This window comes from Micromonospora sp. NPDC085948, from assembly GCF_040686315.1.
GTDB lineage: Bacteria > Actinomycetota > Actinomycetes > Mycobacteriales > Micromonosporaceae > Micromonospora.
In genome coordinates this window covers 573,787-590,325 of the sequence record NZ_JBFBJW010000002.1, presented here as the reverse complement: position 1 = coordinate 590,325, position 16,539 = coordinate 573,787, and the positions used below count along the sequence as shown (strand labels likewise).

The window sequence follows — 16,539 nt, the reverse complement described above, 5'->3', positions numbered from 1 at the left end:
CATCCGATGCGTCCGGCGTGGCTCTGCCGTAACTGCGCCGCCCCCTGGCCGTGCGCACCGGCTCAGCTTCACCTCGCGACCGAGTTCTACGGCCATTCGATCGCCCTGGCGTTCTATCTGGCAGCGAACATGCATGACGCGGTCGACGACCTGTACTCCCTCGGCGTTCGTCCTGACCCAGGAGCACTTCACGCCCGGTTCCTGGGCTGGCTGTCCCTGACCCGCCGACCACACCGCGCCAACGTGCGCTGACCGTGAGGTGAAGGCCGCCACCGCCGCGCCGACACCACCCATCCGCCACGTCCACTGCCCCCGTGCGGTGTGAGCCCCACTTGACAGGACCGAAACAGAAGGGACCCGGACTGGAAACTGCCCGGCGGCACGCTTTGCCGACATGACAGACGGTGCATGGTCGGCGACTCGACCGGGGCGCACACCCCGGCAGGTGGCGACGCACTGTCCGTACTGCGCGCTTCAGTGCGGCATGGTGCTACGCGAGGACGACTCCGGGGTGACGGTCCACCCCCGCCAGTTCCCCACGAACCGAGGCGGGCTCTGCCAGAAGGGTTGGACCGCCGCCGAACTGCTCGACCACCCGGAGCGGCTGACCACTCCCCTGGTGCGCGACCCCGCCACCGGTGCGCTGCGCCCGGCGAGCTGGGACGTCGCCCTCGATCGGATCGTCGACGGCATCCGCGCCGTCCAGGACGACGCAGGCCCGGACGCGGTCGCCGTCTTCGGTGGCGGCGGTCTGACCAACGAGAAGGCGTACGCGCTGGGGAAGTTCGCCCGGATCGGGCTGCGCACCCGACACATCGACTACAACGGACGGTTCTGCATGTCCTCGGCGGCCGCCGCCGGGATGCGTGCCTTCGGCATCGACCGAGGGCTGCCGTTCCCCCTCTCCGACCTGGGCCGGGCCGACACGCTGCTGCTGGTCGGCGCGAACCCGGCGGAGACCATGCCGCCGCTGGTCCGCTGGCTCACCGAGCAACGCGGCAACGGAGGCCAACTGATCGTCGTCGACCCCCGGGTCACCGCCACCGCCCGTCAGGCCGACCTGCACCTGCAACCACTGCCCGGCACCGACCTCGCGGTGGCCAACGCACTGCTGCACATCGCGCTCACCGAGGGTTGGGTCGACCGCGCGTACGTGGCCGACCGCACCTCCGGCTTCGAGGCGGTCCGCCGCAGCGTCGCCGCCTGGTGGCCGGCCCGCGCGGAGCAGCTCTCCGGAGTGCCGGTGGCCGACCTGGAGGCGACCGCCCGCGCGCTCGGCACCGGCGGCCGGGTGATCATCCTTACCGCTCGTGGCGCCGAGCAGCACGCCAAGGGAGTGGACACGGTCACCGCGTACGTCAATCTCGCCCTCGCCCTGGGCCTGCCCGGCCGCGACGGTTCGGGGTACGGCTGCCTCACCGGCCAGGGCAACGGCCAGGGCGGTCGGGAGCACGGGCAGAAGGCCGACCAACTCCCCGGCTATCGCAAGATCGACGACCCGGTGGCCCGCGAACACGTGGCCGGTGTCTGGGGGGTGCCGGCCGACGAGTTGCCCGGCCCGGGTGTGCCGGCCTACCAACTGCTCGACTCGCTCGGCACACCGGACGGCCCCCGCGCCCTGCTGGTGTTCGGTTCGAACCCGGTGATCTCCGCTCCCCGGGCGGCGCGGATCGAGAGCCGGCTGCGCGACCTCGACCTGCTGGTCGTCGCCGACCTGCTGCTCTCCGAGACGGCCGCGCTGGCGGACGTGGTGCTGCCCACGGCGCAGTGGGCCGAGGAGGACGGCACCATGACCAACCTGGAGGGTCGGGTGCTGCGCCGGCGCGCGCTCCGCCCGCCCCCGGCGGACGTCCGGACCGACCTGGCCATCATCTCCGCCCTCGCGGCGAGGCTGGCCGCCGCCGAGGCACCCGTCACCGCCGCCGTCGCCGCCACCGGCGCGTTCGGCACCGAACCAGCGGGAGTCGAGCCGGACACCTCGCTACCGAGTGCCCGTGCGGCGGCGCGATTCCCGGCCGACCCGGCCGCCGTGTTCGCCGAGTTGCGCCGCGCCTCGGCAGGCGGGGCCGCCGACTACGCCGGCATCAGCTGGGCCCGGATCGACGCCGCCGACGGCGTCTACTGGCCCTGCCCGACCGAGGACGGGCCGGACACCCCACGGCTCTTCGCCGACCGGTTCGCCACCCCGGACGGCCGAGCCCGGTTCCACCCCGTCGACCACCGGCCGGCCGCCGAGGAGGTCAGCGCCGCGTACCCGCTGCACTTCACCACCGGCCGGGTGCTGGCTCAGTACCAGTCCGGCACCCAGACCCGCCGGGTGGCCGCGCTACGCCGCGCTGCCGGTGAGGCATTCGTCGAGCTGCACCCCGACCTGGCCGCCCGGCTCGGCGTGGATGACGGAGACCCGGTGCGGGTCACCTCGCGCCGGGGTGAGTTGTGCGCCCCGGCCCGGCTCAGCGCCGGGATCCGACCGGACACGGTGTTCGCCCCGTTCCACTACGCCGGGGCCGGGCGGGCCAACTCGGTGACGAACGACGCGGTGGACCCGATCTCCGGGATGCCCGAGTTCAAGATCTGCGCGGTCCGGGTGGAGAAGGCATGACCGCCCGGGTGGTCATCGTCGGCAACGGGATGGCGGGTGCTCGCCTCGCCGGCGAGCTGCACGCCCGGGAGGGCGACCGGAAGGTCACCGTGCTCGGGGCGGAACCGCACCGGGCGTACAACCGGATCATGCTCTCCACCCTGCTGGCCGGCCGGGTCGACGAGCCGGACGTGGAGCTGACCGAGGCCGCCGGGCACGGTATCGACCTGCGCACCGGCGTACCGGTGACCGGGGTCGACCGGTCCGCCCGGGAGGTCCACACCGCCGACGGCGAACGCATCGGCTACGACCACCTGGTGCTGGCCACCGGGGCGCGGGCGGTGGTGCCGCCACTGCCCGGCCTCGACCCGGCCGACCTGCCGGAGCGGGTGGTCCCCTTCCGGACCCTGGACGACTGCCGACGGATCCTCGCCGCGGCGGACGGCGCGCGCAGCGCGCTGGTGCTCGGCGGTGGCCTGCTCGGGTTGGAGGCCGCCCGCGGCCTGGCCACCCGAGGGCTCAGCACCACCGTGGTGCACCCACGCGGGCACCTGATGGAACGGCAGCTCGACCCGGCGGCCGGTGCGGTGCTCGCCGGCACGCTCGCCGGTCTCGGCGTCACCAGCCACCTGGCGGTGCCGGCGGTCGGCGTGGCCACCGATGCCACCGGCGTACGCCTCGACCTGGCCGACGGCCAGACGCTGCACGCCGACCTGCTGGTGCTCTCCTGCGGTGTACGCCCGGACACCGCCCTCGCGCAGGCGGCCGGGCTGAGCATCGGCCGTGGCGTGATCGTGGACGACCGGCTCCGCACCAGCGACCGGGCCATCTCGGCGATCGGCGACTGCGCCGAACACGACGGTGTGCTCACCGGGCTGGTCGCCCCCGCCTGGGCCCAGGCCCGGGTGCTCGCCGACGTGCTGACCGGGACGGACCCGCTGGCCCGGTACCGGCCCCGGCCGGTGGTGACCCGGCTCAAGGCCGCCGGGATCGACCTGGCCTCGATGGGCGACCCGGTGGGCGGCGGGCCGGGTGAGGAGCTGACCTTCACCGATCCGAGCCGGGGCACGTACGCCCGGCTGCGGATCAAGGATGAGCGACTGGTCGGCGCGATCCTGCTCGGCGACAACCCGGCCGTCGGCACGGTGATCCAGCTCTTCGACCGCGGCCACCCGGTGCCCACCGACCGGCGGGCGCTCCTGCTGGGCCGGGCACTCGGCACGGTTGCCGCGGCACCGGCCGCGTCACCGGCACTGATGCCGGACGGGGTCACGGTCTGTCAGTGCAACTCGGTGAGCAAGGGCGCGCTGGTGCGCAGTTGGCGCTCCGGGGCCCGAACGGTCGACGCGGTGGTGGCCGCGACCCGGGCCGGCACCGGTTGTGGCGGTTGCCGCGACGCGGTGGGCGGCATCGTCGATTGGCTGAGCCAAGCGGAATCGGTGGAGGTGACGCGATGAACGGCGGCGAACTGGTCGTCATCGGCAACGGCATGGTCGGGCAGCGTTTCGTCGACGCGCTGCGCGCCCGCGACCCGCAGGGGTGCTGGCGGGTGACCGTGCTGGCCGAGGAGGGGCGTCCGGCGTACGACCGGGTGCGGCTCTCGGCGTACTTCGACGGGGTGAGCGAGGACGAGCTCAACGTGCACACCCCACACGAGGGGGTGCGGCTGCGCCTCGGTGAGCCGGTCACCGCCCTCGACCGGGAGCGGCAGGTGGTGACCACCGCCGTGGGCGAGTACCACTACGACGCGCTGGTGCTGGCCACCGGGTCGTACCCGTTCGTGCCGCCGGTGCCCGGCGCCGACCTGCCCGGCGTCTTCGTCTACCGCACCCTGGACGATCTGGCGGCGATCCGGGAGTACGCGCGGGGCCGGCGGGTCGGCGCGGTGATCGGCGGCGGGCTGCTCGGCCTGGAGGCGGCGAACGCCCTGCGGCTGCTCGGCCTGAGCACCGACGTGGTCGAGTTCGCGCCCCGGCTGATGCCGGTGCAGGTGGACCAGGCCGGCGGTGCGATGCTCCGCCGCTACGTCGACGACCTCGGCGTCCGTACCCATCTCGGGGTGGCCACCACGGCGATCCGGTCCGGCCCGGACGGCGCGGTCGCCGCGCTGGAACTGTCCGACGGCAACGCGGTCGACGCCGAGCTGGTGGTGGTGGCCGCCGGCATCCGGCCACGCGACGAGCTCGCCCGGACGGCCGGTCTGCCGGTGGGTCCGCGCGGTGGGGTGCTTGTCGACGAGACGTGCCGCAGCGCCGACGAGCGGATCTGGGCGGTCGGTGAGTGCGCGGCTGTCGACGGCACCTGCCACGGCCTGGTCGCACCCGGGTACGCGACGGCCGAGGTGGTGGCCGACCGGCTGGTCGGCGGCGCGGCGACGTTCCCGGGCGCGGACACCGCCACGAAACTCAAGCTGCTCGGCGTCGACGTGGCCTCGTTCGGTGACGCGCACGGCACGACCCCGGGCTGCCTGGACGTCACGTTCACCGACCCGGCCACCCGCGTCTACGCGAAGCTGGTCCTCTCCGACGACGCGCACACCCTGCTCGGCGGGGTGCTGGTCGGCGATGCCAGCGCGTACCCGACGCTGCGGGCCAGCGTGGGTGGTCCACTGCCGGCCGCGCCCCTGGCGTTGCTCGCGCCGGAGGGCGGCGGCGCGGACGCCGGCGCGTTGCCCGCCACCGCCCAGGTCTGCTCCTGCAACGCGGTGACGCGGGGCGACGTGGACGCCGCCATCGCCGACGGCTGCGCGGACGTGCCGGCGTTGAAGGCGTGCACCAGGGCCGGCACCAGTTGCGGCTCCTGCGTGCCGATGCTCAAGCAGCTCCTGGACGCGGCCGGGGTGGTGCAGTCCACTGCGCTCTGCGAGCACTTCGACGTCAGCCGGCGAGAGCTGTTCGAGATCGTCCGCGTACGCGGCATCCGCACCTTCTCCCAGCTCATCGCCGAGCACGGCCGGGGGCGCGGCTGCGACATCTGCAAGCCGGTGGTGGCGTCGATCCTCGCGTCGCTGGGCAGCGGGCACGTGCTCGACGGTGAGCAGGCGTCGTTGCAGGACACCAACGACCACTTCCTGGCCAACCTGCAACGCGACGGCAGCTACTCGGTGGTGCCCCGGATTCCGGGCGGTGAGATCACCCCGGAGAAGCTGATCGTGATCGGTGAGGTGGCCCGGGACTTCCGGCTCTACACCAAGATCACCGGTGGGCAGCGGATCGACCTGTTCGGGGCGCGGGTGGAGCAGTTGCCGCAGATCTGGCAGCGGCTGGTGGACGCGGGCTTCGAGTCCGGCCACGCGTACGGCAAGGCGCTGCGAACCGTGAAGTCCTGCGTGGGCGAGACCTGGTGCCGGTACGGGGTGCAGGACTCGGTGGGGTTGGCCGTGGCGCTGGAGTTGCGCTATCGCGGGCTGCGCGCGCCCCACAAGATCAAGTCAGCGGTCTCCGGTTGTGCCCGCGAGTGCGCTGAGGCCCGCAGCAAGGACTTCGGCATCATCGCCACCGAGACCGGCTGGAACCTCTACGTCGGCGGCAACGGCGGCTTCCGGCCCCGGCACGCCGACCTGTTCGCCACCGATCTGTCGACAGAAACCCTGATCACGCTGATCGACAGGTTCCTCATCTACTACATCCGCACCGCCGACCGACTGCAACGCACCGCCGGCTGGATCGAGGCGATGGACGGCGGCCTGGACCACCTGCGCGCGGTGATCGTGGACGACTCGCTGGGGCTCTGCGCCGAGCTGGACGCGACGATGGCCCGACACGTGGCGACGTACTCCGACGAGTGGCGCGACGTGCTCGACGACCCGGATCGGCTGCGCCGCTACACCTCCTTCGTCAACGCCCCCGACGTGCCCGACCCGTCGATCACCTTCGGTCGCGAACGCGGCCAGCCGGTGCCCGTACGCGACCAAACCCCGACCGGATCCGAGCCGACAAACGGTCGCCGTCGGCAACCGGTCACCCTCGGCCTACCGGAGGTACGGCGATGACCCAGACCATCACGCTGACCTGGACCCCCGTCTGTCTCCTCGACCGGTTGGAACCGGACCGGGGCGTCGCCGCCCTGGTCGACGGGGTGCAGGTCGCCCTGTTCCGAACCACGGACGGGCTGTTCGCGATCGACAACCGCGATCCGGTCTCCGGGGCGTACGTGCTGTCGCGGGGCATCGTGGGCAGCCGCGGCGGGGTGCCGACGGTCGCCTCGCCCCTGCACAAGCAGGTGTACGACCTGCGCAGCGGCGACTGTCTCGACCTGCCGGAGGTGACCGTGCGGCGGCACGACGTGCGCTGCCGCGACGGGCTGGTCGAGGTGCGGCTGCGACAGGAGGGTTGATGCGGGAAGAATTGGCGGGCTTCACCATCGGGGTGACCGCCGACCGGCGGCGCGACGAGTTGGCGGCGCTGCTCGAGCGGCGGGGCGCCCGGGTGGTGCTCGCCCCCGCGCTGCGGATCGTTCCGCTGTCCGACGACACCGAGCTGCGCGAGGCGACCCGCGCCTGCCTCAACCAGCCGCCGGACATCCTGATGGCCAACACCGGCATCGGCATGCGCGGGTGGCTGGAGGCGGCCGAGGGCTGGGGGCTGGCCGAGCCGCTGCGCTCGGTGCTGGCCAGCTCGTACGTGGTGGCCCGCGGCCCGAAGGCACGCGGTGCGATTCGTGCGGCCGGGCTCCACGACCAGTGGTCGCCGGTCTCGGAGAGCTGCGACGAGGTCGTCGACCACCTGCGCCGGCGCGGCGTGGCCGGGCAGGTGATCGCCATGCAGCTGCACGGTGAGCGGCAGCCCGACTGCACGCTCGCGTTGGAGGCGGCCGGCGCCACGGTGATCGAGGTGCCGGTCTACCGGTGGGCGCCGCCGACCGACCCGGCGCCGCTGCACCGGTTGATCGACCTGATCACCGGCCGGTTGGTGGACGCGGTGACCTTCACCTCGGCACCCGCGGTGGAGGCCCTCCTCCGGGCGGCCGGGGACCGTAGCGACGCGGTGTTGTCCGCGTTGCGCGGTGACGTCCTGGCCAGTTGCGTCGGCGCGGTGACCGCCGAGCCGCTGCTGCGCCACGGAGTGCCGGTGAGCGCGCCGGCCCGGGCCCGGCTGGGCGCGCTGGTGCGGACCATCGTCGACGAGCTGCCCCGCAGGACCATGACGTTCAAGGCCGGTGGGCACCTGCTCACCCTGCGCGGGCACGCCGCCGTGATCGACGGCGAGTTGCGGCCGCTCGCCCCCGCCCCGATGGCGGTGTTACGGGCACTCGCCCAGTCTCCCGGCCGGGTGCTGTCCCGCACGGCACTGCTGCGGACGCTGCCCCGGGGCGCGGACGAGCACGCGGTGGAGATGGCGGTGGCCCGCCTCCGGGCCGGCCTACGCGCGCCGCGCGTGGTGCAGACCATCGTGAAGCGCGGCTACCGGCTCCGGGTCGACTAGGGCGTGTGTCACGGCCGGCCGGTGTGCGCCGGCCGTGACGCGACGCATCAGCCGACCGGCGTGGGGAAGCCCCGCCCGTGCTCGGACTGGAGCCGCAGCATCGCGTGCTCGACGACCGTCACCAGCACCTGCTTGACCGAGTCCCGGTGCCGGGCGTCGGTCATCACCAACGGCACCTGCGGTGAGATGGCCAGCGCCTCGCGGACCTCCTCCAGCTCGTACTGGGGAGCGCCGTCGAACCGGTTCAGCGCCACCACGTACGGCAGGTTGCGGTTCTCGAAGTAGTCGAGTGGGGCGAACGCGTCGGTGATCCGGCGCGTGTCCACGAGCACGGCGGCACCGACCGCACCTCGGATGATCTCGTCCCACATGAACCAGAACCGGGTCTGACCGGGTGTACCGAAGAGGTACAGGATCAGGTCCTGGGCCATCGTGATCCGGCCGAAGTCCATGGCGACCGTGGTGGTCTCCTTGCCCGGGACCTTGGACGGATCGTCGATGCCGACACCTGCCGCGGTCATCAACGCCTCGGTGGTCAGCGGTGTGATCTCGGAGATCGCCCCGACCAGTGTCGTCTTGCCGACGCCGAAGCCGCCCGCGACGACGATCTTCGCGGAGACGATTCCCCGGCCTGGCCGCCCCCCAGCGGGGTCATAGCCTGCGAAGTCCACTTAGCACCCTTCCAAGCAGTTCCATCCGCTCCTCGAACCCCTCGGCGGGAGCAGCAGTGTGTAACGTCAGCAGGCTCTCGGCCACCATGTCGGCGACCAACACCCGGGCGACGCCAAGCGGCATCCGGGTGTACGCGGCGATCTCCGCCAGCGACTGTGCTCGGCCCTCACAGACCGTGGCGATGCGGTGCTTGTCGTGCCCGGCGAAGCGGGACTCGGCGACCTGAGTGAGAGACGCGGTGAGGACTGCCTCGAGGGCGATGTCCTGACGAGGTTCGGTCCGACCACGGGTGACCGCGTACGGACGCACCAGTGCGCCGCGCGGGTCAGCGCGTCGTTGGTCCATCCCTGATCACCTCCTCGTTACCGGTGGAGCCGGTGTGTGCCGCCTCCCGTCCCTGACTCGGCGCCTGGTCCGAGCGCCGCCCCGTGGTGCTACGAGCGGACTGCGTCCCGCGGCAGCGGCACCAGCGCGGCACCCACCCGCTCGACCAGCAGCGCCATCTCGTAACCGACCTGGCCCACGTCGCAACTGCGAGCGGCCAGCACGGCCATCGACGAACCGTCGCTGATCGACATCAGGAAGAGGTACCCGCTGTCCATCTCGATGACTGTCTGCAACACCCCACCCGCGCTGAACATCCGGGCAGCGCCCTCGGTCAGGCTCACCACACCGGAGGTGATCGCGGCGAGCTGGTCGGCCCGGTCCCCCGGCAGATCCCGGGAGGACGCGAGCAGGAGCCCGTCGGCGGACACCGCCACCACGTGGGCGATGCCCGCCACGCTGTCGGCGAAGTTGGTGAGCAGCCAACCCATGTCCTGCATGGCAGCTGGCCTGTTCATCGGCTCTCCTTGGTCGAGGTGCTGTTCAGGTCCGTTCCGGCCGTCCGACCACGTTGTACACCGCGGTGGTAGGCCGACAACAGACCGCGTACTTCATCGGGGGTCCGCCGGCTGCGGTCCCGTCCGCTCTTTTGTTCGATGCCACCCGGCACGAGCTGCGCCTGCGGCACCCGCTTGGGCAGGCCCGAGCGGGTGGTCCCGGCCGGAGCCGGCTCGGCGGCCCGGCTGGCCCGGGACCAGCCCTCGTCCGCGGCCGTCCGCCAGGCGTTCGGGTCCACGGGCGGAGCGGCGGGTGCGACGGGAGGTGCGGGAGGGGCCGGCCGGGCGGCCGGCGGCGAGGTGTACGACGGCGGCGTCGCCGGCACACCGGTGGTCGCGCCACCCCGGCCCGAGGAGCCCGGCGCGGTGGCGCTGTCGGTGTTGGAGCTGCCCGGCGTGCGGGTCGGCAGGGGCGGTCGGGCCGGTGCCCTGGTCGGCGCGGGGGCGGCGCTCGGCTGAGCGCGCGGTCCCGCGTCGGCCGGAGGCGCGGTGGCGGGCGGTGGCGGCTCGTCGAACGTGGGCCGGGTGAAGATCGCGGTGGCGTCGTCGCCGTGCGACCGGAACCAGACCGCCTCCATCTCCCGGAAGATCGGCGCCTCGGCGGGGAACTCGGGCCGGGTGCTGACCGGTGCGGCGGGCACCGACGGCGCGGGAGGCGGTGCCACCGCGCCGGCGCCGGCAACCGGCCCGACCGGCAGACCCGGTGCGTTGCGGCCGTCGGCGGCGTCCGCGGTCGAGCCGCGCCGGGGCAGCGGGTCGATCGTCGGGTAGGCCACCGTCGGGCCGCCCGACGAGGCGGCCGCGCTCGTGCTGTACGCGGGTCGCGCCGGTGGGACCGGGGTGACAGGTGCCGGGGCGGGCGCGGGCGGCGCCGTCGGGCGGGCAGCGCCGTAGCCGCCCGCCTGTACGGCCGGGGTGGTGTCCCGCGACTCCAGCGGCGACTGCCACTGGGCGGGGGCCGGCGTGCTGGTGCGCCACTGGTCGGGCAGCGTCGCCGCCGAGGTCGCGGCACCGGCGAACTGTTCGGTGTGACCGGCCGGGGTGAGCGGCGTCTGTTCCACGGCCATGGGCTGACGCGGCCGGGTGAGCACCTGCTCGCGGCCTCGGTTGCTGGGCAGCACCACGGTGGCGGCGGGCAACGTCACCTGGGCGACGGTGCCACCCTCGACGTTGCGGCGCAGCTCCACCCGGATGCCGTAGCGGGAGGCGAGCCGACTGACCACGGCCAGACCCATCAGCCGGAACGCGGCGACGTCGACGCTCGGCGGGGCGGCCAGCCGACGGTTGAGCGAGTCGAGCTGCTCGTCGGTGAGGCCGAGCCCGCGGTCCTCGATCTGGATCAGGACGTAGTCGCGGATCCGGCGGCCGTCGGCGACCACCGTGGTGTTCGGCGGTGAGAAGCGGGTGGCGTTGTCGAGCAGTTCGGCGACGAGACGGACCACGTCGTTGACGGCGTGGGCGGCGACCGAGATGTCGGTGTCCACCGTCCCGAACTCGATGCGGTTGTACAGCTCCACCTCGGACTGGGCGGCGCGCAGCACGTCCACGACCAGCGCGTCGTCGCGACGCGGCACGGCGGAGTCGGCGCCGGCCAGGACCAGCAGGTTCTCGTCGTTGCGGCGCATTCGGGTGGCCAGGTGGTCGAGCTCGAAGAGCTGCGCGAGCCGCTTCGGGTCCTCCTCGCCGCGCTCGATCGCGTCCAGCTCGCCGATCATCCGGTCGACCAGGGTCTGACTGCGGCGGGCCAGGTTGAGGAACATCGCCGAGACGCTGGTACGCAGCGCGGCCTGCTCGGCGGCGACGCGCACCGCCTCCCGGTGGACGACGTTGAAGGCCAACGCCACCTGGCCGACCTCGTCGCGGCTGTTGAGCTGGATCGGGTCCCGAACCTGGCGGACGATCTCGTCCACCCCGCCGTCGCCCACGCTGCCCATGTTCTGCAGCCGCCGCACCGCGTCGGGCAGGTCGTGGTTGGCCACCGAGAGGGCGCCCTCACGCAGCCGGCGCAGCGAATGGTTGAGCGAGCGGGCCAGCACCACGGCCAGCGACACGGCGATGATCAGGGTCAGCAGCACCAGGATCGACTCGATCACGGCCTGGCGGATGACATCCGACTGCGCCTCGTCGGCCTCCTGGAGCAGTCGGTCCTGCAGTTGGATCTCGGCCCAGCGCATCAGGTCGTTCACGGCGCCGATGGCGGCGGTGGCGTCCTGTGCGGTGACCAGCGGGCGCTGTCCGACCGACCGGGTGATGTCGTTGGCGACCCGGTCGGCCAGGCCGACCGCGTCACCGGAGACGGTGCTGTCGACCAGGGCACGCTGCACCGGGTCGGCGGCCAGCGAGAAGGAGACCAGGGCCTCCTGCTGGCTGGTCAGCGTGGCCACGAAGGAGGAGAACTGCTCCGAGTCGAGTTGGCCCGCCGTCAGCGCGGTGAACGCGACCGCCTCCTCCTCGGCGACGGAAGCCTTGGCGCGGGCGAAGGCGGCGACCGCGCGGCGGCTGTCCGCCAGACTCTCGTCACCGGGCAGCTGGGCCAGCCCGTCGCCGTAGCCGACCAGGTCGGTGAGGATGACGCCGTAGCGGAGGACGGCCTCGGCCACCGCCATCTGCCGACGGTCCAGCACCTTCTGCCGGGTGACGTCCAGAGTGGTCAGGTGGTCGTCGATGGCGGTCAGCCGGTCCCGCAGGGCCGCCGGCACTCCGCCGACCCGGCCCCGCTCGGCGCGGTACTCGTCCACCTGCTGCTGCGTCTGGCGGACCCGCAGGTTGTACGCGTCGGCCGGCTGCTGCGGATTGGCCAGGTAGGCCGCCGCGGCCATTCGCTCGGCCTGGAGGTCCTGGGTCAGCGCGCTGACGTCGACGGCGAGGGCCGTCAGTGCCCGGGCGCGGGTGGCGTCGAAGGCACCCTCGCCGACGGAGACCAACCGGACCGTGGCCAGCGCGATCACGGCCGCCACCGGGACGACCAGGATCATCGCCAGTTTGGACCGGATCCGGGTGTCCCGCAGCCTCGGCACTCGCCGGGGCGTACGCCCAGCGCTGTCACCGAGCGCGGGCAGGGTCGTCGGTCCGGTGCTCACGACATCGCCTCCGTCGTTTCTTCCCCGCCTGACCCACCGAGCCATGCCGTAAGCGGAGGGGACCACGCGCGGCACGGCCGCGATTTCATCAGAGAAGATCGGGTTTGGGAAGCCGCAGTGAGGTAGGAAACGGTCGGATGGAGCGCATCCCGTGATCCGGGCAACTGATACCTTCATTTCCGCAAGCCCCTGAACAGGGCATGTAACTCCTGAGTGGTCACGCGTGTATGCAAAGTGAGCTTTTGCAAACATTGCGTTACCCCAGCATGTGGGATGACCGTCCCGAAAATGCTACCGGGGTCCGCGCTTGACCACAGCGCCGGCCATTGGCAAGGTTTTGCAGGCTTCGCGCACACCGTACGGCAGAGGAGATCCCGTCTTCCACTGAGGACGGATTAGCGGCGGTGACCGGGCAGCGCCCGCGCCCGCACCTGGAGGACTGAGTTGAGCCCCATCCGCTCCGCGACCATCGCGGCGCTCGCATCGGCCGTAGTGGCCACCACGCTCACCGGCTGCCAGTTCGGCGGGGCGGAGCAGGACACGAGTCCGATCGTGATCGCCGCCGACCTCGAACTCTCCGGCGCCGCCGCCCCCGTCGGGCAGGCGTACAAGCGCGCACTGGAACTCAAGAGGGACCAGTTGAACTCTTCCGGAGCACTGAACAACCGGAAGATCGTACTGCGAGTGATGGACAACCGTTCCGACTCGGCCGAGTCACTTCGCAACATCGTCGACGCCAGCAGCGATTCCAAGGTCAGCGCCATCATCATGGGTGGCTGCAACGAATGCGCCGTCGGTGCGGTCGGAACCATCAACGAGAAGAGGATTCCCACCATTGCGCTCGCCGCTTCCGGCGCCATAACCAGCCCGGTCGCGGAACGGCGTTACATGTTCAAGCTCGGCCCCAACGCCCCGGACAGCGCGGCCGCACTGACCACCGAACTGCGTCGCAACAACATGCGCAAGGTGGGCGTGCTCGTCAGCGACAACGCCTACGGCCAGGAGGGCGCGACCGCGCTCAAGAGCGAGTTGGACAAGGCCAACATCACGTTCCGTGAACAGCGGGTCAAGACCACCGACACGGACGTCAGCCAGCAGATCCGAGAGCTCGCCACGGGCAAGCCCGACGCGCTGATCTTCTGGACCCCGCCGGAGCAGGCGACACTGGCTGCCACCAGCGCTTCCCAGACCACCTTCCGCGGGTCGCTCTACTTCGACGCGGGTGCCGCTGGCGACCTCTTCCTCGGGGCGGCGGCCAGGGCGACCGAACGGGCCACGCTGATCTACACCCAGACGATGGTGATCGACGACGTCATCGCGACCACACCGGCCAAGGCGGCGCGGCGGCAGTGGTTCCAGGACTACACCGCGCGCTTCGGTGGCTACAACGGGTCCTCGTCCTTTGCGGCGGACGCCGTCCAGTTGATCGCCGACGCGGAACTTCGGGCCGGTGGTGACATCGGGAAGGTGGACCGTGACGGCATTCGGAACGTGCTCGAAACGTCCCAGATGGACGGCCTGTCGGGCCCGATCCGAATGACGCCGGACAACCACAGCGGGCTGATGCCGCAGGCGCTCACCACGCTCGTCGCCCGTAACGGCCGTTGGCGCCTGGCCGGGTGACGACCGCCGGGCCACCGGTTGACGCATGATCAACTCGGCGTCATCAATCTCGCTCTAACCGAGTCGACCACCAAAAAGGGCCGGCCTCCCCGACGGGAGGCCGGCCCTGCGCATTGCCAATCTTGATCTTGTCGCCTGGGTCAGCGGCTGCTCGTGGTTTCGCGCACCCAGGGCAGCGCGAACCGTTCGATCAACAGAAGCGCCGAGTAGAGCAGAATGCTCACCAACGCCACCAACATGATCGCCGCCCACGCGGTGGCGGTGTCGCCGACGCCGGCGTACTGCGTGATGACGTAGCCGAGGCCACTCTCGCCGGCCTGGAACTCACCGATCACCGCGCCGATCGCGGCCAGCGGCATGGCCACCTTGAGCCCCACGAAGATCTGCGGCAGCGCGGCCGGGAAGCGCACCTTGCGGAACGCCTGCCAGCGGGAGGCGTTCCAGGAACGCACCAGTTCGGCCAGATCAGCGGGCGTGGTGGTCAGCCCGGTCGCGGTCGAGAGCACGATCGGAAAGAAGCAGAGCAGGAACACCATGGTCAGGATCGGCTTCTGACCCCAACCGAGCGCCACCACCAGCAACGGGCCCAACGTGATCTTCGGCACCGCGTTCACCGCGACCAGCAGCGGAGTGAACATCCGCTCCACCGTGCCGGAACTGGCCAGGGATAGTCCGATCAGGATGCCGGCCGCCGCCGAGAGCGCGAAGCCGATCAGGATCTCCAGCAGGGTGTCCCAGGTGTGCTCCAGCATCTGGGCGGGCTTGTCGACGAACGCGGTGAGCACATCGCCAGGCGGTGGCAGCGCCGCCGGATGGACCAGTTCCAGCCGGGCGATCAGCCACCACGCCGCCAGGGCGACCAGGAGGCCGGCCGCGGGCAGCAGCGCCGCCCCGGCCCCGGCGCGGAGACCGGCACCTCGACCCGCCCGCCCCGCCTCGGGTCCGACACCCATGGGTGGGGATGTCGCCACCGCCGGGTCCACCGACCGGACGTCGGTCATCTTGTCCTCCTCGAAGTCCCACGGCCCCCCGGGGGCCGACGAGCGACGGGGGTACGCCCCACCGGAGACCGGCGGGACGCACCCCCTGGTGACGACCGGACGATCAGGCCTTCGGCGCGAGGCTGAAGTCGATGATCTGCTCGGGGGTGATGTTCTGCTTGAGCGCGCCCGCGCCCTGCAGGATGGCGATGCTCTTGGCGACCCGACCGCTGTCCAGGGTGCCGATCGCGGTACCGGTGTTGCCGGAGCGGACGTACGCGGCCATCAGCTCCAGCTCGGCGGCGGCGGCGACCGGGTTGGCGGCGTCGACGTTCTTCTTCAGGATCTCGCCGGCCTCCTTGGAGTTGGCCAGGCTGTAATCCAGACCCTTGAGCAGCGCCGCGGTGAACTTCTTCACCATCTCGGGCTTCTCCTTGGCGATCTTGGAGGAGGTGATCAGCACGTTGCCGTAGAGGTCCTGCATCACGTTGCTGTACGGCAGCATGACTGCCTTCTTCTTGGCCACCACCTCGATGGTCGGCTGGCCGACGACGAACTGGCCGATGCCGTCCACCGCGCCGGAGGCGAGCGTGCCGATCAGGGCCTGCGCCTCACCGTTGACCCAGGTCACCTTGCTCGCGTCCACACCGGCGAGCCGGGCGTACGTCGGGAAGAGGTTGCGGACCACGGACCCAGGCGTATCGGCGAGCTTCTTGCCCTCCAGGTCCTTCGGCGTGGCGATGCTCTTGCCCTCGACCGAGGCGATGCCGGCCATGGTGCGCTGCTGGATCGCGGCCACCACGGTGAAGTCCTTCGCCTGGCCGTTGCCGACCTGGAGCAGGCTGCCGGTGAGGTCGACCGGGCCGAAGTCGGCCTGGCCACCGACGATGGTCTGGATCACGCCGCCGGTGCCCTGACCAGGCTTGATCTCGACCTCGAAGCCGGCGTCCTTGAAGAAGCCCTTCTCCTTCGCCACCCAGGCGTAGGAGTCACGGCCGAAGTTGCCGAAGGAGGTGAGGTAGGTCACCTTCTCCAGTCCCCCGCCCTTGCCGCCCTTGGCGTCAGACGAGTCCGACCCGCTGCTGCAGGCGGAAACGAGAGCGAGGGCAGTGGCCAGCGCGGCCGTCGCGACCGTACGGGTCAGCCTTCTCATCAGTAGCACCATGTCCTTTCCAGCCGGGGCCGACAGGCCGCCGGAGGGGGTTGTCATGACGGGCCGGCGGGAGGGGTGGAAGCCGGGCGCCGCCGTCGTGGGGGGACTCTTCGCGGGCACAGCGTACGAGAAAGCCACAGTTGCGA

Annotated in this window: 13 protein-coding genes; 6 read left to right on the top strand and 7 right to left on the bottom strand. The window is 71.9% G+C overall.

Annotation, left to right across the window (positions count from 1 at the left end; all coding sequences use genetic code 11):
- Nucleotides 1-394 precede the first annotated feature (394 nt).
- Genes AB0O48_RS08570 through AB0O48_RS08550 form a run of 5 tightly spaced genes read left to right on the top strand, consistent with a single transcriptional unit; the run spans nucleotide 395 to nucleotide 8,004 of the window.
- Nucleotides 395-2,602, top strand: coding sequence for a molybdopterin oxidoreductase family protein (locus AB0O48_RS08570; protein WP_365064074.1), 2,208 nt, complete (start codon nucleotides 395-397; stop codon nucleotides 2,600-2,602).
- Nucleotides 2,599-4,038 carry an FAD-dependent oxidoreductase gene (locus AB0O48_RS08565; RefSeq protein ID WP_365064071.1) on the top strand — a complete coding sequence of 480 codons (1,440 nt, stop codon included), beginning with the start codon at nucleotides 2,599-2,601 and terminating at the stop codon, nucleotides 4,036-4,038. The genes AB0O48_RS08570 and AB0O48_RS08565 overlap by 4 nt, the downstream gene beginning before the upstream one ends.
- The gene (nirB, locus tag AB0O48_RS08560) at nucleotides 4,035-6,572 is read left to right on the top strand and encodes a nitrite reductase large subunit NirB (RefSeq protein ID WP_357253523.1); all 2,538 of its coding nucleotides are present in this window, start codon (nucleotides 4,035-4,037) and stop codon (nucleotides 6,570-6,572) included. The genes AB0O48_RS08565 and nirB overlap by 4 nt, the downstream gene beginning before the upstream one ends.
- Nucleotides 6,569-6,916: a nitrite reductase small subunit NirD gene (nirD, locus tag AB0O48_RS08555; protein ID WP_357253525.1), complete on the top strand. Its 348-nt coding sequence runs from the start codon at nucleotides 6,569-6,571 to the stop codon at nucleotides 6,914-6,916. Before nirB ends, nirD begins: the two co-directional genes overlap by 4 nt.
- Nucleotides 6,916-8,004 carry a uroporphyrinogen-III synthase gene (locus AB0O48_RS08550; RefSeq protein ID WP_357253527.1) on the top strand — a complete coding sequence of 363 codons (1,089 nt, stop codon included), beginning with the start codon at nucleotides 6,916-6,918 and terminating at the stop codon, nucleotides 8,002-8,004. Before nirD ends, AB0O48_RS08550 begins: the two co-directional genes overlap by 1 nt.
- Nucleotides 8,005-8,051: 47 nt before the next feature.
- Here the strand turns inward: AB0O48_RS08550 and AB0O48_RS08545 are convergent, their stop codons facing one another.
- The 5 genes from AB0O48_RS08545 to AB0O48_RS08525 all read right to left on the bottom strand — a co-directional run bounded on the left by AB0O48_RS08545 (nucleotide 8,052) and on the right by AB0O48_RS08525 (nucleotide 13,179).
- Nucleotides 8,052-8,675, bottom strand: a complete 624-nt coding sequence (locus AB0O48_RS08545; RefSeq protein ID WP_357112465.1) for an ATP/GTP-binding protein — start codon at nucleotides 8,673-8,675, stop codon at nucleotides 8,052-8,054.
- Nucleotides 8,656-9,021 (bottom strand): DUF742 domain-containing protein, encoded by a 366-nt coding sequence (locus tag AB0O48_RS08540; protein ID WP_124778091.1) that lies wholly within the window; start codon nucleotides 9,019-9,021, stop codon nucleotides 8,656-8,658. The genes AB0O48_RS08545 and AB0O48_RS08540 overlap by 20 nt, the downstream gene beginning before the upstream one ends.
- An 89-nt stretch (nucleotides 9,022-9,110) precedes the next feature.
- A complete protein-coding gene (locus AB0O48_RS08535) occupies nucleotides 9,111-9,518 on the bottom strand; it encodes a roadblock/LC7 domain-containing protein (RefSeq protein WP_007465177.1) in 408 nt (135 codons plus the stop codon).
- A complete protein-coding gene (locus AB0O48_RS08530; RefSeq protein WP_357570915.1) occupies nucleotides 9,515-12,637 on the bottom strand; it encodes a sensor histidine kinase in 3,123 nt (1,040 codons plus the stop codon). The genes AB0O48_RS08535 and AB0O48_RS08530 overlap by 4 nt, the downstream gene beginning before the upstream one ends.
- A gap of 395 nt (nucleotides 12,638-13,032) precedes the next feature.
- Nucleotides 13,033-13,179: a hypothetical protein gene (locus AB0O48_RS08525; protein ID WP_357253710.1), complete on the bottom strand. Its 147-nt coding sequence runs from the start codon at nucleotides 13,177-13,179 to the stop codon at nucleotides 13,033-13,035.
- Here AB0O48_RS08525 and AB0O48_RS08520 point away from each other — a divergent pair.
- The gene (locus AB0O48_RS08520; RefSeq protein WP_357570960.1) at nucleotides 13,130-14,260 is read left to right on the top strand and encodes an ABC transporter substrate-binding protein; all 1,131 of its coding nucleotides are present in this window, start codon (nucleotides 13,130-13,132) and stop codon (nucleotides 14,258-14,260) included. The genes AB0O48_RS08525 and AB0O48_RS08520 overlap by 50 nt on opposite strands.
- Nucleotides 14,261-14,400: 140 nt before the next feature.
- On the opposite strand, the gene AB0O48_RS08515 is transcribed toward AB0O48_RS08520, so the two are convergent.
- Together AB0O48_RS08515 and AB0O48_RS08510 are read right to left on the bottom strand one after the other, a co-directional pair.
- Nucleotides 14,401-15,213, bottom strand: coding sequence for an ABC transporter permease (locus tag AB0O48_RS08515; RefSeq protein ID WP_357253701.1), 813 nt, complete (start codon nucleotides 15,211-15,213; stop codon nucleotides 14,401-14,403).
- Between the two features lie 151 nt (nucleotides 15,214-15,364).
- On the bottom strand, nucleotides 15,365-16,393 hold the full coding sequence (locus tag AB0O48_RS08510; RefSeq protein ID WP_357570914.1) for an ABC transporter substrate-binding protein: 1,029 nt from the start codon (nucleotides 16,391-16,393) through the stop codon (nucleotides 15,365-15,367).
- Nucleotides 16,394-16,539: the final 146 nt, after the last annotated feature.

Excerpts from the sequence above, each read along its gene's own strand:
- AB0O48_RS08570 (WP_365064074.1), top strand. The coding sequence starts at position 395 with ATGACAGACGGTGCATGGTCGGCGACTCGACCGGGGCGCACACCCCGG.
- AB0O48_RS08565 (WP_365064071.1), top strand. The coding sequence starts at position 2,599 with ATGACCGCCCGGGTGGTCATCGTCGGCAACGGGATGGCGGGTGCTCGC.
- nirB (WP_357253523.1), top strand. The coding sequence starts at position 4,035 with ATGAACGGCGGCGAACTGGTCGTCATCGGCAACGGCATGGTCGGGCAG.
- nirD (WP_357253525.1), top strand. The coding sequence starts at position 6,569 with ATGACCCAGACCATCACGCTGACCTGGACCCCCGTCTGTCTCCTCGAC.
- AB0O48_RS08550 (WP_357253527.1), top strand. The coding sequence starts at position 6,916 with ATGCGGGAAGAATTGGCGGGCTTCACCATCGGGGTGACCGCCGACCGG.
- AB0O48_RS08540 (WP_124778091.1), bottom strand. The coding sequence starts at position 9,021 with ATGGACCAACGACGCGCTGACCCGCGCGGCGCACTGGTGCGTCCGTAC.
- AB0O48_RS08535 (WP_007465177.1), bottom strand. The coding sequence starts at position 9,518 with ATGAACAGGCCAGCTGCCATGCAGGACATGGGTTGGCTGCTCACCAAC.
- AB0O48_RS08515 (WP_357253701.1), bottom strand. The coding sequence starts at position 15,213 with ATGGGTGTCGGACCCGAGGCGGGGCGGGCGGGTCGAGGTGCCGGTCTC.
- AB0O48_RS08510 (WP_357570914.1), bottom strand. The coding sequence starts at position 16,393 with ATGAGAAGGCTGACCCGTACGGTCGCGACGGCCGCGCTGGCCACTGCC.